16 protein-coding genes are annotated in these 16,151 nt (G+C 67.7%); 10 read left to right on the top strand and 6 right to left on the bottom strand.

The genetic code is table 11. The annotated features are described in order from the left end of the window. Positions 1 to 119: 119 nt before the first annotated feature. Positions 120 to 278 (top strand): hypothetical protein, encoded by a 159-nt coding sequence (locus MUK71_RS10945; protein ID WP_227903310.1) that lies wholly within the window; start codon positions 120 to 122, stop codon positions 276 to 278. A gap of 93 nt (positions 279 to 371) precedes the next feature. On the opposite strand, the gene MUK71_RS10940 is transcribed toward MUK71_RS10945, so the two are convergent. The 5 genes from MUK71_RS10940 to MUK71_RS10920 form a co-directional block, all read right to left on the bottom strand. Next, complete coding sequence (locus MUK71_RS10940) at positions 372 to 1,343, bottom strand: serine/threonine-protein kinase (RefSeq protein ID WP_227903309.1); 972 nt, start codon at positions 1,341 to 1,343, stop codon at positions 372 to 374. A gap of 178 nt (positions 1,344 to 1,521) precedes the next feature. Next, a complete protein-coding gene (locus MUK71_RS10935; protein ID WP_423724628.1) occupies positions 1,522 to 2,325 on the bottom strand; it encodes an alpha/beta fold hydrolase in 804 nt (267 codons plus the stop codon). A 3-nt stretch (positions 2,326 to 2,328) separates the two neighbouring features. Further along, complete coding sequence (locus tag MUK71_RS10930) at positions 2,329 to 2,658, bottom strand: biotin/lipoyl-containing protein (RefSeq protein WP_227903308.1); 330 nt, start codon at positions 2,656 to 2,658, stop codon at positions 2,329 to 2,331. Beyond that, positions 2,651 to 3,616: an alpha-ketoacid dehydrogenase subunit beta gene (locus MUK71_RS10925; protein WP_227929539.1), complete on the bottom strand. Its 966-nt coding sequence runs from the start codon at positions 3,614 to 3,616 to the stop codon at positions 2,651 to 2,653. The genes MUK71_RS10930 and MUK71_RS10925 overlap by 8 nt, the downstream gene beginning before the upstream one ends. A 133-nt stretch (positions 3,617 to 3,749) precedes the next feature. Continuing rightward, the gene (locus tag MUK71_RS10920; protein ID WP_227929514.1) at positions 3,750 to 4,772 is read right to left on the bottom strand and encodes a thiamine pyrophosphate-dependent enzyme; all 1,023 of its coding nucleotides are present in this window, start codon (positions 4,770 to 4,772) and stop codon (positions 3,750 to 3,752) included. 216 nt (positions 4,773 to 4,988) lie between these two features. On the opposite strand from MUK71_RS10920, the gene MUK71_RS16245 reads away from it, so the two are divergent. Further along, entirely contained in the window at positions 4,989 to 5,120 is a 132-nt protein-coding gene (locus tag MUK71_RS16245; RefSeq protein ID WP_269436391.1) for a hypothetical protein, read from the top strand. A 42-nt stretch (positions 5,121 to 5,162) separates the two neighbouring features. On the opposite strand, the gene MUK71_RS10915 is transcribed toward MUK71_RS16245, so the two are convergent. Continuing rightward, positions 5,163 to 6,518, bottom strand: a complete 1,356-nt coding sequence (locus MUK71_RS10915; RefSeq protein WP_227903306.1) for an amino acid permease — start codon at positions 6,516 to 6,518, stop codon at positions 5,163 to 5,165. Positions 6,519 to 6,797: 279 nt separating this feature from the next. Here MUK71_RS10915 and MUK71_RS10910 point away from each other — a divergent pair, with 279 nt between their 5' ends. The 8 genes from MUK71_RS10910 to MUK71_RS10875 all read left to right on the top strand — a co-directional run bounded on the left by MUK71_RS10910 (position 6,798) and on the right by MUK71_RS10875 (position 16,149). Next, positions 6,798 to 7,274, top strand: coding sequence for an Lrp/AsnC family transcriptional regulator (locus MUK71_RS10910; RefSeq protein WP_227903305.1), 477 nt, complete (start codon positions 6,798 to 6,800; stop codon positions 7,272 to 7,274). A 99-nt stretch (positions 7,275 to 7,373) separates the two neighbouring features. Next, positions 7,374 to 8,102 carry an NUDIX hydrolase gene (locus tag MUK71_RS10905; protein ID WP_227929515.1) on the top strand — a complete coding sequence of 243 codons (729 nt, stop codon included), beginning with the start codon at positions 7,374 to 7,376 and terminating at the stop codon, positions 8,100 to 8,102. Positions 8,103 to 8,104: 2 nt separating this feature from the next. Next, positions 8,105 to 9,397, top strand: coding sequence for a quinolinate synthase NadA (gene nadA / locus MUK71_RS10900; protein ID WP_227929540.1), 1,293 nt, complete (start codon positions 8,105 to 8,107; stop codon positions 9,395 to 9,397). After that, on the top strand, positions 9,394 to 11,163 hold the full coding sequence (locus MUK71_RS10895) for an L-aspartate oxidase (RefSeq protein WP_227929516.1): 1,770 nt from the start codon (positions 9,394 to 9,396) through the stop codon (positions 11,161 to 11,163). Before nadA ends, MUK71_RS10895 begins: the two co-directional genes overlap by 4 nt. Then, positions 11,160 to 12,032: a carboxylating nicotinate-nucleotide diphosphorylase gene (gene nadC / locus MUK71_RS10890; protein ID WP_227929517.1), complete on the top strand. Its 873-nt coding sequence runs from the start codon at positions 11,160 to 11,162 to the stop codon at positions 12,030 to 12,032. The genes MUK71_RS10895 and nadC overlap by 4 nt, the downstream gene beginning before the upstream one ends. Beyond that, the gene (locus MUK71_RS10885) at positions 12,029 to 13,225 is read left to right on the top strand and encodes a cysteine desulfurase family protein (RefSeq protein ID WP_227929518.1); all 1,197 of its coding nucleotides are present in this window, start codon (positions 12,029 to 12,031) and stop codon (positions 13,223 to 13,225) included. The genes nadC and MUK71_RS10885 overlap by 4 nt, the downstream gene beginning before the upstream one ends. 60 nt (positions 13,226 to 13,285) lie before the next feature. Further along, a complete protein-coding gene (locus MUK71_RS10880; RefSeq protein ID WP_227929519.1) occupies positions 13,286 to 14,680 on the top strand; it encodes a M20/M25/M40 family metallo-hydrolase in 1,395 nt (464 codons plus the stop codon). Continuing rightward, a complete protein-coding gene (locus MUK71_RS10875) occupies positions 14,680 to 16,149 on the top strand; it encodes an MFS transporter (protein WP_227903299.1) in 1,470 nt (489 codons plus the stop codon). Before MUK71_RS10880 ends, MUK71_RS10875 begins: the two co-directional genes overlap by 1 nt. The last annotated feature ends 2 nt before the right edge of the window (positions 16,150 to 16,151 follow it).

Raw genomic sequence — 16,151 nt, 5'->3', positions numbered from 1 at the left:
CCCGTACGGGAGCCCGTGCAGGTGTCAGCCGTGCCACAGTTGGCCTAGTATCGAAGGATAGGTCGGGCAGTGAAGCATGAACTATCCGCCGCAGTTACCAGTACCACTAAGGAGACACCATGGGAGAGAAGGAAGCCGGCCAGGATCCGAAGGAGACCGGTTCAAAAGGCCCCGATGGAACCATCCCGCAGAGCGATGACGGTATTGCGGCTGCGAGCACCGAGGAAGCCTCGAACTTTGAACCTGAAGAGGACGAAGCAGCCGGCGACGGCAAGTAGGGCGTCCGGCAGTCCGGATGCAGTCAGGAACTGAAACGGGGCCCGCGGATTACCGCGGGCCCCGTTTTGCTGTCCGCGCCTGGCGGGTTTTTCCTAGCCCAGGCTGGGAGAGTGCAGCGGCGGGGCGGGAATGTAGATGTTGCCCGTGGTGATGCCGCCCGTGGAGTCGCCGGTGACCGGTTCGCGGCCTGCCGAGGCGTCGGCAGATGCCGGCACGGACTCGGGTGTGTCCAGGACGGTGCGTTCCGCCGCAAGGGTGCGCAGCGCTACTGCCACCTCATGGGCTTCGGGGCGGGCGTCCACCAGGCGGGCGGTCATGGCGCGCAGGATCTCCGTCCAGTCCGGGCCCACCCACTCGGGGATCTCAGGGTCCCGCAGCAGGCGCGCAACGGCAGCTTCCACAATCGGACCCGGGAAGGCCTTTTCGCCGGTCAGGCATTCCAGCAGTACCAGGCCCAGCGAATAAATATCGGTCCGCGGATCCACTGCGGCTCCCTGGGCCTGTTCCGGGCTCAGGTAGTTCGCCGTTCCAATGGTGGCACCGTGGGCGGTGGCAACTGTTGCTTCCACCATCCGCGCAATGCCGAAGTCTGTGAGCCTCGGATACAGGCGGGTGTCCTGCTCTGCCTGCGGAAAGAGCAGGATGTTGGCAGGCTTCACGTCGCGGTGGATGACACCGTTGCTGTGGACGTAGTTCAGTGCATCGGCCAGGTCTGCCCCCAGTGCAGCCGTTGCGGGGGAGGAGAGCGGGCCCTCCTTGAGCTTGCCGCGCAGATCCGGTCCGTCCACCAGTTCCATCACCAGGTAGCTGGACGCCCGTCCTTCCTCGTCCACGCTCACGCCTGCATCGTGCAGGGTGACCAGACCGGGATGGTTCAGTGTGGCCAGCAGCTGCATTTCGGTCTGCTGGCGGCGCGTCTCGTCATCCTCGTGGAAGCCGGCACTGAAAAGCTTGACGGCTACTTCGCGGCCGAGATTCTCATCGACGGCCCGGTACACCGAAGCTGCACCGCCGGAACCTATGAGTTCAGTGGTGCGGTATCGGTGCCCAAGGAGTACATCCACGGGTGTCCTCCCTACGGGGATAAAAGGTGAAGGCCGGTGGGGCCCGGAATCAGCCGAAAAACAATCAGTAGGCTGATTAAAACCAACCTAGTCCACTAGCCTCTCCATCGTAGCGTGGCGCGGCGTGGTCCCGGTGCAGATTGCCCCCTACGTGACCAACTCGTAACTTTTCGCCCGCTCAGCCCGCCAGGAAGTCCAGTGCGGCGGTCTTAAACGCCCGGGACGTGACGGCATTGGCATGCGTACGGGCGGGGAGGGTGAGCATGTCTGCCTGTCCGCTCAGCGCTGCCAGCTCGGGCGCCGTGGCGGCCAGATCATCCCGCTCGCCGGCTACCAGCAGCAGCGGCATCCCGGGCACGGCGGCTGCGGGGGAGAAGGGCTCCTCCTTGATGGCCTCGACCATACGGAAAAGCGCAGCGAGGTTGTTCTGCGGGACCAGCTGCGCCATCCGGAGCAGCTCGGCGGTACGCGGATCCGCTACCGGCGCTCCGCCTGCGGCAGCCTCCCGGGCGGCGTCCAGATCGAAATCAGCCAGCGGATCACCGCAGCCGGGCCCGCCCAGCACCATCCGGTGCACCAGCTCGGGCTGCGTGGCCCCGAACTCCCATGCCAGCCGTGAGCCCAGGGAATAGCCCACTACGTCCAGCCCGCTCCCCGGGTCGGCGTTGGCCAGCGGCCGGACACCCGCGTCCTGTACCACCTGCAGCAGGTCCGCGCGGATGCGGCTGGGACGGTAGGCGTCGAGGTCCGCCGGCGCGGCGCTGGCGCCGTGGCCGGGCAGGTCCACCGTGATGACCTGCCTGCCGGCGGCGAGCAGGGCATTCACCCAGCCGGAATTGTGCCAGTTCAACTGCGAGTCGGAGGCAAATCCATGCAGCAGCAGGACCGGACGGCGGGAGTCCGCGCCGTCGTCGTCGCCCGCGAACACCTGGACATCCAGTCGGGGATCGGTGCCTTCCACCAGGGAGCCGTGGCCGGACACCGGTCAGTCCTCGTCCAGGACGGCGCTCAGCCGGACCCGGCGCTTCGCCGGGGCCTCCTGCGGAACGGTACCGACAATGCCGGCGGTGTTGTCCGGCACTTCGAACACAATAAGCGGCTCGCCCACATTGATCCTGTCGCCGGGTTCCCCGTAGATGCGGGCTACCTTCCCGGCCTGCGGGGAGGGGAGTTCCACTGCGGATTTGGTCGTTTCCACCTCCACCAGCGGCTGGTTGCGCTCCACCTGGTCGCCTTCGGCCACGAGCCATTCCAGCACGGTGGCTTCGATCAGTCCTTCGCCGAGGTCGGGAAGGGGGAAGGAAATTTCAGCCACGCCGGTACTCCAATACTCGCTGGATCCCGAACAGGATGCGGTCGATGTTCGGGATGTATTCGTCTTCAAGGTCTCCTGACGGATACGGTACGTCGAATCCGGTGACCCGCCCAACCGGGGCGCGCAGGGTGTCGAAGCAGTGCTCGGTGATCAGCGCGGCCACCTCGGCGCCCAGGCCGGAGGTCAGCGGCGCCTCATGGACGACGACGGCGCGCCGGGTCCGGCCGACGGATTCGGCCAGGGCGGCGGCGTCGATCGGCTTCAGCCAGCGCAGGTCCAGGACCTCCACCTCAATGCCGTCTTCGGCGGCCAGTTCGGCCACCTGGAGGCAGCGTGCCACCATGGCGCCCCACGCCACGAGGGTGACGTGCCTGCCCGGACGGACCACCTTGGCGCCCTCCACCGGGCCGGCGTGGCCAAGGTTCACTTCGCCCTTCTGCCAGTAGCGGGACTTCGGTTCCATGAAGATCACCGGGTCCGGAACAGCCACCGAATGCCTGAGCAGGTGGTAGGCCTCATGCGGGCTCGAGGGGGAGACGACCTTCAGCCCCGGAACATGGGCGAACAGTGCTTCCAGCGATTCTCCGTGGTGCTCGGGGGCGCGGATTCCGCCGAAGCTGGGTACCCGCAGGGTCACCGGCATGGGCAGGGTGCCGCGGCTGCGGTAGTTCATCCGGGCCAGCTGCGTGATGATCTGGTTGACGGCCGGATAAGCGAACCCGTCAAACTGCACTTCGGGAATGGGGTGGAAGCCTGCCATGGCCAGGCCCACGGACATACCCAGGATGCCGGATTCGGCCAGGGGAGTGTCCATGACCCGGTCGACACCGAAACGCTTCTGCAGGCCGTCCGTGATGCGGAAAACCCCGCCCAGCCGGCCTACGTCCTCGCCCAGGACGAGGGCCTTGGGATCTTCGGCCAGGATTTCGGCCAGGGCACGGTTGAGGGCCTGCTGCATGGAAAGCTGCTCTACCTGGCCGCGGCCGGACGGCGCGGGCGGCGTGGCGGCAGACTGGCGGGTGGCAGCCGTGTCTTCGGTGTTGCGGGCCGCTTCGGCCAGATCGGAGGAGGGTACTGCCTCGGTAAGCTGCTCAGACATGTTCGGATTCCTCCCGCCAGGCACGCGCCTGGGCCTTGAGTGCTTCGGTGGGTTCGGCATAGACAAAGTCGAACATCTCCGTGCCCGGCCGCGGGCCCAGGGCCTCCACGCCTTCGCGGATGCGTTCGGCGTTGTCCTTTGCTTCTTCGAGGGCGGCATCCAGGAAGTCCCGGTCCGCCAGGCCTCCGGCCAGCAGCCGGTCGGCCAGCAGCTGGACGGGATCCGGGCCGGCGTCGCGGCGTTCCTCATCCAGGCTGCGGTAGCGCCCGGGGTCGTCGCTGGTGGAGTGCGGACCGCGGCGGTAAGTCATGGCCTCGATCAGCACCGGACCATGCCCTGCGCGGGCATGGGCTGCCGCCTCGCGGGTGGCGGAAACGACGGCGGGGGCGTCATTGCCGTCCACAGTGATGGCACGCATGCCGTACCCGGCAGCGCGGGCTGCAACCGTGCCGCCCGCCACCTGTGCCTCGGTGGGCAGCGAAATGGCCCAGCCGTTGTTCTGGACGAAGAAAATCACCGGGGCCTTCAGTACGCCGGCAAAGTTCATGGCCTCATGGACATCACCCTGCGAGCTGGCGCCGTCACCGAAATAGGTCAGTGCCACGCCGCCCGTGCCGCCGTTCAGGGTCTGGCCGTGGGCCCAACCCACCGCGTGCAGCACTGAACCGCCGACCACTGCCTGGATTGGAGCAAATCCGGTGCGCACCGGATCGTAGAGACCGCCATGCCAGCTGGCCTTGTGGGTGGACATGTACTCGGTCATGTCCACGCCCAGGGCCAGCGCCGCACCCATTTCCCGGTAGGTGGGGAAGATAAAGTCGCGTTTAGGGTCCATGGCGAAGGCGCTGCCCACCTGGGCGGCTTCCTGGCCCAGGGCAGGGGCATAGCCGGGAATAATCCCCTGACGCTGCCAGGCCACGGCGGCGAGATCCAGCTGCCGTGCGGCGGTGATCAGGCGGTAAAGCCTGCGCAGTTCCTCCGGCGCCAGGGGCGCCGGATCCATAGAGTTATCCATAGGGGCAATCTAGTGGCTTGCATCACGCTGGGCAATTCGTCCCGGAATCGCTGCACATTCTGTACAAACGTTCCACTCCCTCCCGCCTTTGCCTAGGCAATCTGTTCGCAGCCGGTATGCGGCGGTGCTGACATCAGGTTTCGGAAAAGGGCTGGAATCCCTCCGGTATCCGCGTATGGTTTCCAGACATCCATCCCCTTGAGTCAGGAGCCGGACATGTCAGGTAAATCTCCGCAGGGATCCACTTCAAAGAAGCACGGCAAGGCACTAAAGGAAAAGCGCGCCGAAAAGCGGGCGAAGAGCGCGGTTGATGCAGAATTCCTGCCCAAGCGGCGCAAGGGCCGGTAGCCGGGACGGCTGCCCGGATGGCCGGGCAGCGGCGGGCCGGGGCTATTCTGCCGGGTCCGCCGCTGCTGTCCGGGACCGGCGGGTGGTGCGGCGGTCGAACAGCCAGGCCAGGAGGACCAGCGCGGCCGTCAGACCGGCCGTGGCCACCAGCTGCACGCGGACGGCCGCGTCGAAGAAACCAAGCACCACAATCGCCGCCAGCAGTGCCAGGGCAAAGTAGGAGAGCCAGGGGAACGCCCACATCCGGAACGTCAGTTCCACTCCGGCGGCATCGGCCCGGCGGCGCAGGATTATCTGCGAAACAATCGAGATGCCCCACACCACCAGGCAGGTGGAACCCACCAGGTTCAGCAGGATCATCAGCACGGTGTCCGGGTAGAGGTAGTTCAGCACCACGGCAATGAACCCGAAGGCCACCGAGGCCACAACCGCGCGCCGCGGGACCCCGCCGCGGCCCAGCCTCGCCAGGGCGGCCGGTGCGCGCCCGCGGTCGCCGAGCGAGTAGATCATCCGTGAGGCCCCGTAGAGATTCGCGTTCATGGCCGAGAGCAGGGCGATCACGATCACCACGGCCATCACGGTGTCTGCTCCAGGCACCTGGGCTGCATGCAGCACGGCCACAAAGGGGCCCGTGTTGAGGGCCTCGTTGTCCCAGGGCAGCACCGTGACCATCACCAGGACAGAACCGATGTAGAAGATCAGGATCCGCCAGATCACCGAGGTGATGGCCCCCGCAATGGATTTGGACGGTTCCTCGGTGTCCGCGGCAGCAATGGTGACAATTTCGGTACCCCCGAACGCGAACACCACGAGCAGCAGGCCCGCGGCCACCCCGGTAATGCCGTTGGGCATAAATCCGCCGTTGTTGAAGAGGTTGTCCACCCCGGGGGAGTCAGCGCCCGGAAGCCAGCCGGCAATGAACGCGGCTCCCACCGCCAGGAAAATGATGATGGCTGCCACCTTCAGGATGGCAAACCAGTACTCAAACTCGCCCAGGCTGGCGGCCCCTGCCAGGTTGATGGCTGTGAAGACAACGATGAAGGCCAGGGCCAGGATCCACTGCTCGATGCCGGGGATCAGGGACGTGACAATGGCGGCGGCCGCCGTGGCCTCGGCCGCAATGACAATGACTATCTGGATCCACCAGAGCCAGCCGACGGTCGTCCCGGCAGTGCGGCCAAGCGCCTTTTCCGCATAAACGGAAAACGCGCCGCTGTTGGGATCCGCAGCGGCCATTTCGCCCATCATGCGCATCACCAGGATCACCATCGTTCCGGCAACCAGGAAGGAGATCAGCACGGCCGGGCCGGCTGCCGCAATGCCTGCGCCGGAGCCGACGAAGAGTCCCGTGCCGATGGCGCTGCCCAGGCTCATCAGAACCAGGTGCCGCGGCTGCATCTTTTTCTGTGACCCGGAGTCTTTCCCGGCCGGAGAAGGCGTATCGGTACGGGACGGGAGGGCGGAACCGGGCATAAAAGGAAAAGGCCTTAGAACGTTGGGGCGGCTGCCGGTGCATCTGCTGGACCGGCGTCAGGCGGCTGGCGGGAATGTACACCGGATTCCATCTTAGGACCGGTTTGTGTCCAGTCATGTCCGACTGTGACCCACGTCGGCTCTACAATTTGTACACTGACAATCATTGTTCGCGGCTGCAGACTTCTCTAAGTAAAGGACCCCATGCCAACCGACGCGCTGGACGCCCGCATTGTCACACTCTTTACCGACAACCCCCGGATGTCGGTGCTTGAGGCATCCCGGCGGCTGGAGGTGGCCCGGGCCACTGTGCAGGCGAGGCTGGACAGGATGCAGCAGACGGGCGTGATCGCCGGTTGGGGTCCGCGGATTGATGCCGAAGCCCTCGGCTATGACGTGGTGGCGTACTGCTCCCTGACCATCCGCCAGGATACCGGCCACGATGCGGTGGTGCAGGCACTGTCCCGGATTCCGGAGATCCAGGAAGTGCATACCGTGTCCGGTGAAAGTGATCTCCTGGCCAGGGTGGCGGCGCGGTCCAACTCGGACCTGCAGCGGGTCATCGACGCAATTGTGGCCACCAATACCGTGCTGCGGACGTCCTCGGTGATTGTGCTCAACACGCATTTCGAAGGCCGGATGCTGCCGCTGCTGAACGCGGCAGCCGTCTCGGATCCCTGAGTCCGGCCGGCACCGGGCGCACTGTGATGAAGGCCATCTTTTCGGCCCGGATGAGTTACAGTCATTCTGACTTTTACTAGTGCCCCGGAAAGGGGAGCCGTGTATTCCCCCTACGCCAACGTATCCGAGCGTGAACTGGCACCGCCGTCCCTGGCCATCTCCACCGTCATTTTCGCTCTGCGCCGGGACGGGGACACAGGGCGCCCGGAGCTCTGGCTCCCGCTCGTGCGGCGGATACGGGAACCCTACCGGGACCGGTGGGCACTTCCGGGCGGTCCGCTGGCAGCCCGGGAATCCCTGCAGGACGCAGCCGCCCGGAATCTGGCTGACACCACCGGGCTCACTCCGCGCTATCTGGAGCAGCTCTACGCCTTTGGCGGTCCGGAGCGCTCGCCGTCGCCCCGGGTGGTCTCGATTGTCTACTGGGCGCTGGTCCAGCCGGACGAAGCGGCGCTTGCCAGGGAAAGCGACAACGTGCGCTGGTTCCGGGCCGACGCCGTCGGGGAGCTGGCCTTTGACCACAACACCATCGTGGACTACGCCCTGTGGCGGCTGCGGAACAAAACCGAGTACGGGCAGGCGGCCTATGCCTTTCTGGGGGAGCTGTTTACCCTGGCGCAGCTGCGCGAAGTCTACGAGGCGGTTCTGGGACGCGAACTGGACCCTGGAAATTTCCGCCGCCAGCTGCGGGCAACACCACAGATCTCCGCGACCGAGCACTACCTCGCCGGCGGCCGGCACCGCCCGCCGCGTCTCTACCGCTACACCCCGGACCCGGACATGGTGCCCGGTCCTGTTCCCTCAACACCGCAACGGAGCACCGAATGAGCATGGAAGCTACTCCCGGCGCCAGCGTGGCAACAGCCATTCGGCTGATCAGCCGCGACAAGGCAGCAGCCGCGTCCTCGACCTGCGGGCCCGGCCTGGCCTCGCCGCCCTGGGCGTTCGACGGCGCCGCCCTGCCGCAGTACGGACCAGGGGCCTCTGCCGCTGATCCCGCGCCGGCAGCAACACCGCGCCAGGGTGCGCTGCCCTCGGAATACCTCGAGGCCTCGGACGAGGAACTGGAGGCCAGGATCTCGGCGGCCAAATCCGGGTTGGGGGACCGCGTGGTGATCCTTGGGCACTTCTACCAGCGGGATGAAGTGGTGCGCCATGCGGATTTCGTGGGCGATTCCTTCCAGCTGGCCCAGGCTGCTGCTTCCCGCCCCGAGGCAGAAGCCATCGTGTTCTGCGGCGTGCACTTTATGGCGGAAACCGCGGACCTGTTGTCCGGGCCGGAGCAGGCAGTACTCCTGCCCAACCTGGCAGCGGGCTGCTCCATGGCGGACATGGCGGACATTGACTCAGTGGAAGAGTGCTGGGAGCAGCTGGAGGCCGTTTTCCGCGGCCGGGAGACTGCCGGAGCGGCGCCCGTCATTCCTGTGACCTACATGAACTCTTCGGCGGCCCTGAAGGCATTCTGCGGCCGGCACGGCGGGATTGTCTGCACCTCCTCCAATGCTGCGGCTGTTCTGGCCTGGGCGTTCGAGCGGGGGCAGCGCGTGCTGTTTTTCCCGGACCAGCACCTGGGCCGCAATACCGCCAAGGCCATGGGCATCCCGCTGGAGGCCATGCCCATGTGGAATCCGCGCCTGCCGCTGGGCGGCAACACGGAAGAACAACTGCGGCACTCCCGGGTCCTGCTCTGGAACGGCTTCTGCTCAGTGCACAAGCGCTTCACCACGGACCAGATCACCGCGGCACGGCAGCAGTTCCCGGGGGTGCGGGTGATCGTGCATCCCGAGTGCCCCATGCCGGTAGTGGATGCCGCTGACGAGTCCGGTTCCACCGACTACATCCGCAAGGCGATCGAGGCCGCCGAACCGGGAAGCACCTTTGCCGTGGGCACGGAGATCAACATGGTCCGCCGGCTCGCCGCCGCCCACCCGGAGCACACCATCTTCTGCCTGGACCCGGTGATCTGCCCCTGCTCCACTATGTACAGGATCCATCCCGGCTACCTGGCGTGGGTGCTGGAGGGTCTGGTCCGCGGTGAGCAGCATAACCGCATCACCGTGCCGGATGACGTCGCCGCCCCCGCACGCACCGCCTTGGAGCGCATGCTGGCAGTCCGCCCGTGACGCTGCCCCTGACGGTTGTGGGCAGCGGAGTTGCCGGGCTCTACACCGCACTGTGTGCCGCGCGCGCCGGGTTGGACGTCGCTCTGGTGACCAAGGGCGAACTGCTCAGCGGTGCCACTCCGTATGCGCAGGGCGGGATTGCCGCTGTGCTCCGGGGTCCGGATTCCGTCCGCCTCCACATCCAGGACACGCTGAAGGCCGGCGCAGGCACCAACACCCCGGAAGCCGTCGCTGCGCTGTGCACCGAGGCCGCCGAACACATTGCCGAACTGGTCCGGCTCGGGGTGGACTTTGATCCCGAACCCGGGCTGGAGGGCGGACACAGTGCCCGGCGCGTGCTGCACGTGAACGGAGACGCCACCGGCGCCGGGATTGCGGTGGCGCTGACGGCTGCGGTGCGTGCCGAACCGAAAATCGGCATCCGCGAGCACACCTTTGCCACGGATATTGTGCTGGCAAGCGGGCGGGTTGCGGGGCTTCAGGTGCAGGATCCCGACGGCGTACTGAGCATTCTGCCCGTCACTGCCCTGGTGCTGGCGACCGGTGGTGCGGGGGAGCTCTACGCACAGAGCACCAATCCCGCCTCTGCCACCGGCGACGGTGTTGCGCTCGCCGCCGGTGCGGGGGCAGCGCTGGCGGATCTCGAGTTTTTCCAGTTCCATCCCACGGCACTGGACGTCCCCGGCCATCCGCTGGTGTCCGAGGCTGTGCGCGGCGAGGGTGCAGTACTTCGGGACGTTGCCGGAATCCGGTTCCTCGCGGGGGCAGGCGCCGATACAGGCCTGGTCGCAGGATCCGGCTCCGATACGGACTCGGACATAGGGTCCGGAGCCGAATCCGGAGCCGAATCCGGAGCCGAGCTTTCCGGCCGGGATGTGGTGGCCCGCGGCATTGCGCTCCATCTGCAGGAGACAGGAGCGCACCGCGTTTTCCTGGACGCCACCGGCCTCGGGCACCGGCACGGTCCGGGATACCTCGCCCGCCGTTTCCCGGGCCTGGACGCGCTTACCTCAGCCCATGGCTTTGACTGGGAACGGGAGCCGGTACCGGTGGTACCGGCGGCGCACTACTGGATGGGCGGAATCCGTACGGACCTTGCCGGGCGTACCTCGGTCCCCGGTCTCTACGCCGTGGGGGAGAACGCCTGTACCGGCGTGCACGGTGCCAACCGGCTGGCCTCCAACTCACTGCTCGAGGCCCTGGTGTTCGGGGCACGTACCGCTGCCGCAGTCCGGGCCGGCGTGCCCTGGCCCGAAGCCGCAGCCGAAGCCGAAACCGGAGCCCAGCAATCCGGACCCCCACAGCCCGGAGCCCTGATGCCCGGAACGGTCGGCCGGCAGGCTTCAGTTCCGCAGGCTTCGGTTCCACAGGCATCAGCTCCACAGGCTTCGGTTCCACAGGCATCAGTTCCACAGGCCCCGGTTCTCCCGGCTTCAGTGCTGCAGAGTTTAGCCGCGCAGGGTCCCGCCGGGCCGGAGGGCGGCGGGTATGCAGTGGTTACCCGGGACCGGCTGCAGGCACTGATGTCCGGCTCCGCCGGAGTGCTGCGCAACGCCGACGGCCTGGCCGCTGCTGCCCGGCAGCTGGCGTCCTGGCTGCCGCCGGCAGGAAGCTCCGTGGCGGAGCGGGAAACCGCGAACCTGCTCACCTGCGCCCGGCTGCTGGTGGGTGCTGCCCTGCAGCGGCACACCTCGCTCGGGGCACATTACCGAACGGACAGCCCGCATATCCCTGCGCGGCGGGAGAGAACGGACGTAAGAGTATGAACACCCAGGAGATCCCGGCAGCGGATCCGGCCGCCGTCGAACGCATTGTTACCGCGGCCCTGGCCGAGGACGCACCATGGGGAGACCTGACCAGCACGGCGCTGATCCCGGCGGAGGCTCACGGAACGGCGCAGCTGACCGCACGGGAGGCAGGAGTCTTCTGCGGCAGCCAGGTCCTTGAAGCAGCCTTCCGGGCCACCTCGGCGGAAACCCGTGTGGCGCTCCGGGTCCGGGACGGTGAAGCGTTCGACGCCGGTGCCGTCCTGGCGAAGATCAGCGGCCCGTCGCGCGCCATCCTCACCGCCGAACGGGTGGCACTGAACCTGGCCCAGCGGCTGAGCGGAATCGCCACGGTGACGGCGGCGTTCGTGGCGGAAACCCGTGGTACATCGGCACGGATTACCGATACCCGCAAGACCACCCCCGGGCTGCGCATCCTGGAACGCCATGCCGTGCGCTGCGGCGGGGGCTTCAACCACCGGTTCTCCCTTTCGGACGCCGTGATGGCCAAGGACAACCATCTGGCACTGCTCGGCACCGGCGAGGAGCTCTCCCGGGCGCTGCGCCGGGCCCGCGCGCAGCTCCCGCACACCGTCCATTTTGAGGTGGAGGTAGACCGTCTGGACCAGATCGAGGCAGTCCTGGCCGGAGGAGCGGATACCGTCCTGCTGGATAACTTCACTCCTGCGCAGCTGAGCCGCGCCGTGGAGCTGATCGGTGGCCGGGCCCTGACCGAAGCCAGCGGCAATGTCCGGCTCGACACCGTGGCCGCCATAGCCGCCACCGGAGTGGACCTGATCTCCGCCGGGGCCCTCACCCACAGTGTCCGGGCACTGGACCTTGGACTGGACATGGCGGACCCCCGGTGATTTACCTCGATGCCGCGGCCACCGCTCCGGTGCGCACCGAAATCCTGGAGCTGATCAAGCCGCTCCTGACCACGGAATTCGGTAATCCCTCCAGCCGGCACCTGCGCGGTACGGGTGCGGCGGCCGCCCTGGACTACGCACGAACCACGGCGGCCACGGCGCTGGGCTGCAGGCCCGGCGACATCGTGTTCACCTCCGGTGGAACCGAAGCCGACAACCTGGCGGTCAAGGGGCTGGCGCTTGCCGCACCCCGCGGACGCCATGTTGTGTCCAGCCAGGTGGAACACCCCGCCGTGCTGGAATCCCTGCGCTACCTGGAACGGTCCCACGGATTCCGCCTGACACTCCTGCCCGTGGACGGCGACGGGCGGGTGGACCCGGCGGCAGCGGCCGCGGCCCTGACGCCGGATACCACGCTGTGCACCATCATGTATGCCAACAACGAGGTGGGAACTCTTCAGCCCGTGACCGAAGTCGCCGGTGCCTGCCGGTCCCTGGGCGTCCCGTTCCACACCGATGCGGTGCAGGCGGCCGGCTGGCTGCCGGTACAGGTGAGGGACCTGGGGGTGGACGCAATGAGCATTTCCGGGCACAAACTTGGCGCCCCCGCCGGCTGCGGCCTGCTGTATGTCCGGGGTGCACTGCCGCTGGAACCGCTGCTGCACGGCGGCGGGCAGGAGCGCGGGAAACGGTCGGGGACGGAAAACGTCGCCGGTGCCGTCGCCGTTGCCGCGGCACTGGCGCTCGCCGTCGCCGAACAGGATGACGCGGCCCGCCGCACCGCCGGGCTGCGCGACCGCTTCATCCGGGAGGTGCTCGGCGGTGTGCCGGGCGCATTACTGACCGGGCCGGCCGTGCAGCGGCTGCCCGGACATGCATCCTTCTGTTTTCCCGGCACCGCAGGTGAGGCCGTGCTGCTGGAGGTGGAGCGCCGCGGAGTGCTGTGCTCCTCCGGCTCGGCCTGCGCGGCGGGTTCCGATGAGCCCTCTGCCGTACTGACCGCCATGGGACTGGACCGGGAAACTGCACAGACGGCCGTGCGCTTCACCCTCTCCCCGCACACCACGCCGGCGGACATGGAGCACGCAGCCCGCGCCGTCATCGACGCGGTGGCAGCGGTACAGGGGCAGCAGTCCAGGGACAGCAGTCCAGGGGCAGGACGACGCCGGGTGCCCGGCAGGCCGCCGTCGTAATGTAACTGCAGGTTCGCGTCCCGGGCGTGAGCTGCACCACACCGCCGCTACACTCGGCCCATGCACAGCACCATTGACCCGCGGACCGGTTCCGCCGCGCCTGCGCCTTCCGCACTCCGGACCGGCAGGGACGCGGCACCGAAACTGGCCCGGCTCCTGACCTTCCGCACCGTCTCCTCCCGGATCCCGGAGGAGGTGGAAACAGACCAGTTCGACGCGTTTATCGCCGCCCTGCCCGAACTTTTTCCCCGCGTCGCGGCCGCCTTGGAACTGGAACGGGTCAACGGGCACGGCCTGCTCTACCGCTGGGCGGGCGGCAGTGCGGAAACCGGTGATGCCCGCGCTCCCGCGGTGCTGATGGCCCACTATGACGTGGTCCCGGTGGAGGACCCGGCAGCCTGGGAGCATCCGCCGTTCGCCGGCACCATCACCGACACCTCCATCTGCGGACGAGGGGCCCTGGATGACAAGGGCGCCCTGGCCGCCGTGCTCGAAGCCGCCGAGCAGCTGCTGGCGGAAGGCTTCACCCCGGCACGGGACATCTACTTCTCCTTCGGCAACAACGAGGAAACCGCCGGTGACACGGCCGCCGCGGCCGCAGCCCTGCTCGCCGGGCGCGGCATCCGGCCCTGGCTGGTGCTGGATGAAGGCGGCGCCGTCGCCTCCGGCGCCTTTCCCTTCGTCCAGGCACCGCTGGCCGTGGTGGGCGTGGCCGAAAAGGGGATCCTCGACGTTGAACTGGCCACCGAAGATGCCGGCGGGCACGCATCCACGCCGAACCGGATGGGAGCCACCGCGCGCCTGGCCCGGGCGATCCTCCGCCTGGAGCGCCGCCCCTTCCCCGCAGCCCTGCCCGAGGTGACCGTGGAAATGGTGGAGCGGCTCTCCGCGGCCGCCCCGCTGCTTCCCCGGCTGGTGTTGGGGAATGTGCGCCGGCTGCGGCGTCCGCTGACCCGGGTTTTCGGACTGCTCGGCGGGGAGCCCAATGCCATGACGCGCACCACCGTGGCCATTACCCAGCTGCGCGGCAGCAAGGGATCCAACGTCCTGGCCACCCGCGCCAGCGCCAATGCGAATATCCGGGTAGCTGTGGGGGAGAGCGTGGCATCCACGCTTACCCGCCTCCGCACGGTCATCCGGGACCCCAAAGTGTCCCTGCATGTGGTGGAAGGCAATGAGCCCTCACCGGTCTCGGCCACCACCAACGCCCAGTTTGCGCTGCTGGAAGAGACCATCAGCGGAACGTTCCCGGATGCCGTCCCGGTGCCGTACATCATGCTCGGCGGGACCGATGCCCGCCGCTTTACCACCATCTGCGATGCGGTCTACCGGTTTGCCCCGTTCCGGATGAGTGCAGCGGACCGGGCAAGCATCCATGCCGACAATGAAAAGCTGGGCATTGAAACCTTCGGCGAGGGCATTCTGTTTTACCGCGCCCTGATGGGTGCACTCTGATGACCGCTCTGCCGGCGGCAGGGCTGCGGATGCTCGGACCCGTAGTGGGATTCCTGGTGCTGGTGGAACTGACCAGCGGCATCCTGCAGGGCTACTACACCCCCATGCTCACCGACATCGCCAGGCACCTGGGGATCGACGACGGCGACGTCAACTGGTTCGAATCCGCCCAGCTGATGCTCAGCGCCCTCGCGGTGCCCCTCCTGGCCAAGCTTGGGGATATCTACGGGCACAAGCGCATCCTGCTCGTGTCCACGGTCCTGACGGCCGCCGCCTCCTGGGGCGTGGCCTTCGCGCCCGGCTTCTGGACGTTCCTGGCGGCCTGGTCCCTGCAGGGGTTCTACGTGGTCTGGCTGCCCATGGAAATAGCTCTGATTTTCAGCCGGCTCCGCCACGCCCCGAACCGGGCCGTGCTGACCCGGAAGGCCGCCGGCCTGCTGGTGGGCGCGCTGGAACTGGGGGTGATCGGCGGGGCACTGCTGGGTGGCGTGCTGGTGGAACGGTTCGCGGGGATGCTCTGGCTGACGCTGTCCTTCCCCGCAATGGCCGTGACCCTGTGTATTTTCGCAGTGCACTTCGGCGTCCCGGAGTCCGACTCGCTGGACGGCGGCACCGTGGACCGCACGGGATTTGTGCTGCTGGCTGTTGGGCTGCTGACCCTGACCTCCGGCCTGACGTTCCTGCGGATCAACGGACCCGGTACCTGGTGGGCCTGGGCCGTGCTGGCCGCCGGCGTTGCGGCGTTCATTCCCTTTGTCCGCTACGAGCTCGGCCGCAGGGATCCGCTGGTGGACTTCGCCATGCTGCGCCGCCCGTCCATGTGGCCGGTCCAGCTGACCGCCGGCCTGTTCGGCATCTCGGTGCTGGGTGCGCAGGCGCCCATGTCCACCTTTGCGCGCACCGACCCGGCACAGCACGGCTACGGGCTGGGGCTGGAAGCATCCCAGGTGTCCATCATCATCGGCAGCTATGTGCTGGCCCTGCTGGTGGGTGCACTGCTGTTCCCGGTGGCCGCCCGGCGCACCACCCCGCGCAACACCCTGGTGGGGGCGGCACTGCTGGTCGGCGTCGGATACGCCATGTTCCTGCCCTTCCATGACTCGCTGCCGCAGGCGCTGGCCAACATGGTGGTGGCCGGACTCGGCTCCGGAGCCCTGGTGGCGGCGCTTCCGTCGGCTGCGGCAGCGGCCGCGCCGCTGAACCGCACCGGAATGGCAACCGGGCTCACCAACACCACCAAGACCATTGGCGGGTCCTTCGCCTCGGCAGTGTTCGGCATCGCCCTGGCCAGCACAGCGGCGAATGCGCTTTCCGGCGGAACCGCAGTGACCGCCGCGCCGCTGGAGGGTTACCTGACGGTGTGGACGGTGTGCTCGGTGACGGCGTTCGTGGCCGCGGCCGTGCTGCTGCTGGTTCCCCGGCTGGCGTTCGCCGACCCGCCGCTGGGTGCGGAGGAGAACGCCGTCTAGTC

It is taken from the genome of Arthrobacter zhangbolii, assembly GCF_022869865.1.
GTDB classification, from domain to species: domain Bacteria; phylum Actinomycetota; class Actinomycetes; order Actinomycetales; family Micrococcaceae; genus Arthrobacter_B; species Arthrobacter_B zhangbolii.
Note: the sequence above shows the minus strand (reverse complement) of the source record. Positions and strands in the feature narration are given on the sequence as shown.